We start from the raw sequence: 4538 nt of genomic DNA, 5'->3' as shown, positions 1-4538 counted from the left end.
AGCTACAGTCTTAGGGTCTGCGCCCGCTTCAATGAGCTTTTGATAATTAGGCTCAGGCCAGGCTTTTGCAAATGGCACATCGGCAGCGTCTAATTCAGTTGCTGCTTCTAGGTTATCGCCATACAGATTCCATACGTCTTTACGGGCACCGCCAATCTTCTCGCCAAAGTCTTTAATGTCAGATGGTTTATCGGAGGCTTTAATAGGTGCCTTATCGACAATCCTTGCGGCAATCGTATCTAATCTCTTGTTAAGAATTGAGGCGTATTGCTTCAGCCCAAACTCAGGGACATTGGAAGCTTCGCTGTATTTCTCTGGATTGGCATCTAATTCGTCCGCCACTTGTTTTGCTAACGCTGGATTTGCTTCTGCATATTCTTGCAGCTTCATTTCTCCAGATAGGATCGGATCCGCTGTGCTGGCATATCTATCGTCTTTACCCTTGCGGATATTTCCAATCTCAAGAGCTAATCTGGCTACCTCTGCCGCCAATCCTACGTCTGTCTTTGCATTGGATGAGCCGAGTAAATCTTGTTGACCTTGTGCTGCGGCAACATCGGCTGCACGATCACTACCAGTTAAATTGAATTGCCCTACTTCAGCATCAGCTTGAGCCCTTGCTTCTGCTGCGCGATCTGCTTCTTGCTTAGCTTTCTCGGCTGCGGCTTTAGCTTCTTCTGCCGCTTTTAATGTCGCTTCAGTTTGGCTTTCTAAGCTGAAGGATTCTTGGGCATTGCGTTGTGATCCAGCCCCAGTTGGTCGAACAGGGCTTTGTTTTTCTCCTGCGCTTGACGCAGTTTCATTAACACTTTGGTCGCCTCGATCTTCTCCTGCGGGCTGAGAGTCGATTCGTCCATCATCTTGCGCCAGGCTAGCACCCCTTCGGAGGGGGTTGTCGTTGGTGGCGTCGATGGCGTCATTGTTGAATTCTGGGATTCGGTCTTGGGATTCACCTGATTGCTCCCATTGGGCAATTTCTCGCTCGAATTCTGCATCTTCTTCTTTCGTTCTTTGGTAATCTGATCCGACCCATTCACCAATTAAGGTTTGAGCTTCCTCACCAAGTTTATTTAATTCTGCCTCTTTTGCATCCTTGGCAGCAATCCATTCATCATACCCGTCATTTTGGTACTGAGAATACTGATCTTCAATGCCGCTGCCTTCTGCATTGGCGTAGGTTTTACGGCCTCCCCTAGCCTCTTCCATGAAGAGATCCATCATTTCAGCAAGGTCATGCTTACCACTCTCATCTTGAGAGATAAAGCCTAATTCTTTCAATGAGCTTGCCATGCGATCTGCAGATACACCCGCTTTGGTGGCGACTCTAAAGACGCCAGATCCTTTATTACCAAGATCTGCCAGTGATACGCCCCAGTCTTTTACCAATTCGTCAGAGTTAATGCCTCCTAACTTAGAAATGGCCTGCAACATACTGTCTTTTGCAGTGACTTCGCGCTGCTTGGCTACGCGCTTGGCAGTAGCGGCAAGTTGTTTATCGGTCTGCGGTCTAAAGCGCACCACAAATCCTTGATTAGAAGGAGCTGATACCCAACCTTTGCCTGCTTTTTTAGCAACGTCTTGAGCTGCTTTGCGGGTTTTAAATACGGATCCGTTCTTAAACACAATATCGCCAATGCGCATGCCAGGCTTCGGCGCCTGCAATTGACTGTGCTTATCTAAATCGATAAAGGCAGGCTCATTGATTGGCTCAGGAATAGCGGCTTGGGCTTTTTGAATCGTGCTCGGATTGATTGGATCAATCGCGCTACCAGGAATAGCCGCTTGTGCCTGCTGCATTGTTGTTGGTGCATTCGGTTCTGCGGGTGGCAGATCGATCACGTCTTGGCTTACTACGTTGTTAATAGGTTGATTGCCAGGTATTTGTGGAATCTCTAACCCACTTGGCTTAGCGGCATTGACTGAAGCATCCAAAAAAGCGTCTTGTTGACTTACCGCAGGAATGTCTTGCGGCGCTTGCGTTGGTGCTGCTGGCTGATCTAAGAATTGATCTACTGTAGGTGTGCTTGCAGTAGCGAGTGGGCTAGCCTGCGTAGCAGTGTCGGCAATCAACGTGCTCAAGGCCGCTATAGGATCCACTCCTGGTTGCACTGATACAGATGGATCGCCTTGAATGGGATTAATTGGAATAGGCTGAGCATTGTCAAACTCTGCTGGCGCTGGACTTACAGTGACATTTGCGCCATCTTGTATAGTTTCTGGTAATTGTTTGCCACCAATTTGCGTTATGGCGCCAGTTCCACCACCTAACATTGCACCCAACGCACCGCCGTAAGCACCACGTTTCAAAAGCTGATTTGAATTAATTTCGGTTTTATTACCTACGGCTTCACCAATGTAATTACCAATTTCCTCGCCAGCCTCTTGCCCGCCCTCTTTAGCAGTAACGCCAAGAATTTTATTAATTACTGCGATTGCGCCATTGGCAGATTTTTCTCCTGCCATCTTGCGGGCAATAGCGCCTTCAGCTCCACCGCCTGTTAAGGGAGCAATTAACAAAGAAGCCAAGCCAGATATGCCAGCGCCCTTGTATTTGTCTATTAACTCTGGAGAATCAATACTGGTAAATGTGTCGGCAGCATTTTGAATGGCATTTGTGCCTATAGTTGCGCCTGTTGCTGCTGCCATTTTTGCCGCCGTTGGAGCTAAAGCAATCGCGCCCCTGGCAACACCAGCGGGTAGAATCATTGAGCCTAATGTAGTGACGCCAGCATCAATGGATGATCTAGGGTTATCCATGGCTGCAATTGCCAGGTCTTTTAATCCCTTGTTGGGATCATTCATTACGGCATTAAAGGCAGCTTTTTGATCGTTGAGTTTTTGAGATCCGATACCTTTATCTATGGTATCCATGCCCTTTTGCATCAGACCAGAGAATTCACCGCCATACTTGCCACCAGTAACTAGTTGAGCAATATCCGCTACACCTTTAGCAGCAGTAGGAAATATTTTTAGAAGTGCAGCAGCAGCGTCTTGAGAGTTTTCTTTGAATGCTGAGGGTTTTGGTGCTGGCTCACCTAAAAAATTATCTATCCGACCCGCCTCGGCTCGCTGATTGTTAGATTGTGGCGAGTCGAGGAAGTCGTCTATCTTCATTAGTCAGGCATTCCTAATTCTTTAAGTTTTTGTTTGGCTTGATCTTTGGTAATTTTTCCAGCTTGATACTCAGCCTGCACATTTATCATTTCAGGGGTAGGGCTAAATGGCTTGCTAGGATTTATTGTCTGACCAGTAGTGGCTGTCGCTGGATTTTTGTTCGGGTTACGCTTGGATTTTGCAGCCTCTAAATACGTCTGAAAATTGGGTGCATCTTTAGGACGCTGACCAAAGCTCAGTGGATATTCCGTGTTGTATTGCAGACGGATCTGGTTATTTTCGGCAATATCAGTACGACGGCCTTTATCAGCAGGATCACCTTTAGCGGAATTAGTGCCTTTGCCAGCGCCTTTGTTTTCGTAAATCTTTTCTAGGGTCGGGTTTACTACTGCTTGACCACCCGTAACGCGGTTAATCGATGAGCCTGTATTGCCTACATCATCAAAAGGAGCACTGCCGCTAGTAGCAAAGTAGGCTTGTGCTGCTGGTGTCGCCAGGGCTGGATTGGTTTTAATGGCCTGAATATCGGCAATCTTTTGCTGCATTTGACCGCCACGGCTAAAGTCGGCAATATTGCCAGCACCAACATATTTCAAAGCCTGTAAAAGCTTTTGCTCATATTGCGGCATATTTGGGTTTGCTGCGATCTGCTCATCTACGCCACCACGATAATCATTAGTCATGCGCAATCCACGGGCTTCTTCGCCATGTTTATTGCCAGACTGTTGATTCGCAAAGATCTTGGCTAAAGTCAGGGCGGTATTTTGCTCGGCTTGTTGCGCGACCATTGGCGCCATGGCAAGGGCTTTAATGCCGCTGCCGATACCTTGTGCCGCGCTTTGGGCGCCTGCTGCGGCTCCGCCGCCAATGTCATAAGTTGCCATAGATATTCTCTTTAAAAAAGTTTTGCGGATTTAAAGGACTGAATCCAGGATTGATCGCCCCCGCCAGTCCAATTCATTGAGTTATTGAGTGAACCGATTGGGTCGGCAGAACTATTGGCCAGAGAAGTTGCTTTGTCTGTGACTTGCCCGCCTGCTCCGCTGCCATACATCATTCCAGCAGATCCAGCCGCTTGCAAAATGTTGCCAATAAAGACTTTGGTTGGGTCAATTTGCCCAGCCTGTTGAATAGCGATACTGTCAGCGGACTTTTGTCCTCTTGAGAAATTGTTTAATTGGTCAATGTTTTGACCCGCATTCATCAAATCAACGCCTTCATTCATGCGCAGGCGATTTGATGAGGTTGTTTTACCCAATAAACGCGCCATTGACTCGGCGGTTTTTAATGTATTGAGATCAGCATTTGCTTTTGCCGCGTTGTATTCACCTGACACGTTGCCTTGCACGCCTGAGTTTTCAGAGCGTATTTGCTGGCTTTCACTAACTGGAGCAATTAGGCCTGCGGTAATCTCATTAGAGATT

2 protein-coding genes and 1 pseudogene are annotated in these 4538 nt (G+C 47.4%); all 3 read right to left on the bottom strand.

Going from position 1 to position 4538, the window contains the following annotated elements:
* Positions 1-3114 (bottom strand): hypothetical protein (locus B7X71_RS12210; protein WP_293600860.1); only part of this gene is annotated, 3114 nt, incomplete at its 3' end.
* Entirely contained in the window at positions 3114-3998 is an 885-nt protein-coding gene (locus tag B7X71_RS12205; RefSeq protein ID WP_293600859.1) for a hypothetical protein, read from the bottom strand. The genes B7X71_RS12205 and B7X71_RS12210, both read right to left, overlap by 1 nt.
* An 11-nt stretch (positions 3999-4009) precedes the next feature.
* Positions 4010-4538, bottom strand: a pseudogene (locus B7X71_RS12200) (hypothetical protein); the annotation flags it as partial.

The organism is Polynucleobacter sp. 39-46-10, assembly GCF_002282275.1.
Note: the sequence above shows the minus strand (reverse complement) of the source record. Positions and strands in the feature narration are given on the sequence as shown.

Bases quoted from the DNA above. Each gene is read 5' to 3' on its own strand.
- B7X71_RS12205 (WP_293600859.1), bottom strand. From the start codon at position 3,998: ATGGCAACTTATGACATTGGCGGCGGAGCCGCAGCAGGCGCCCAAAGC.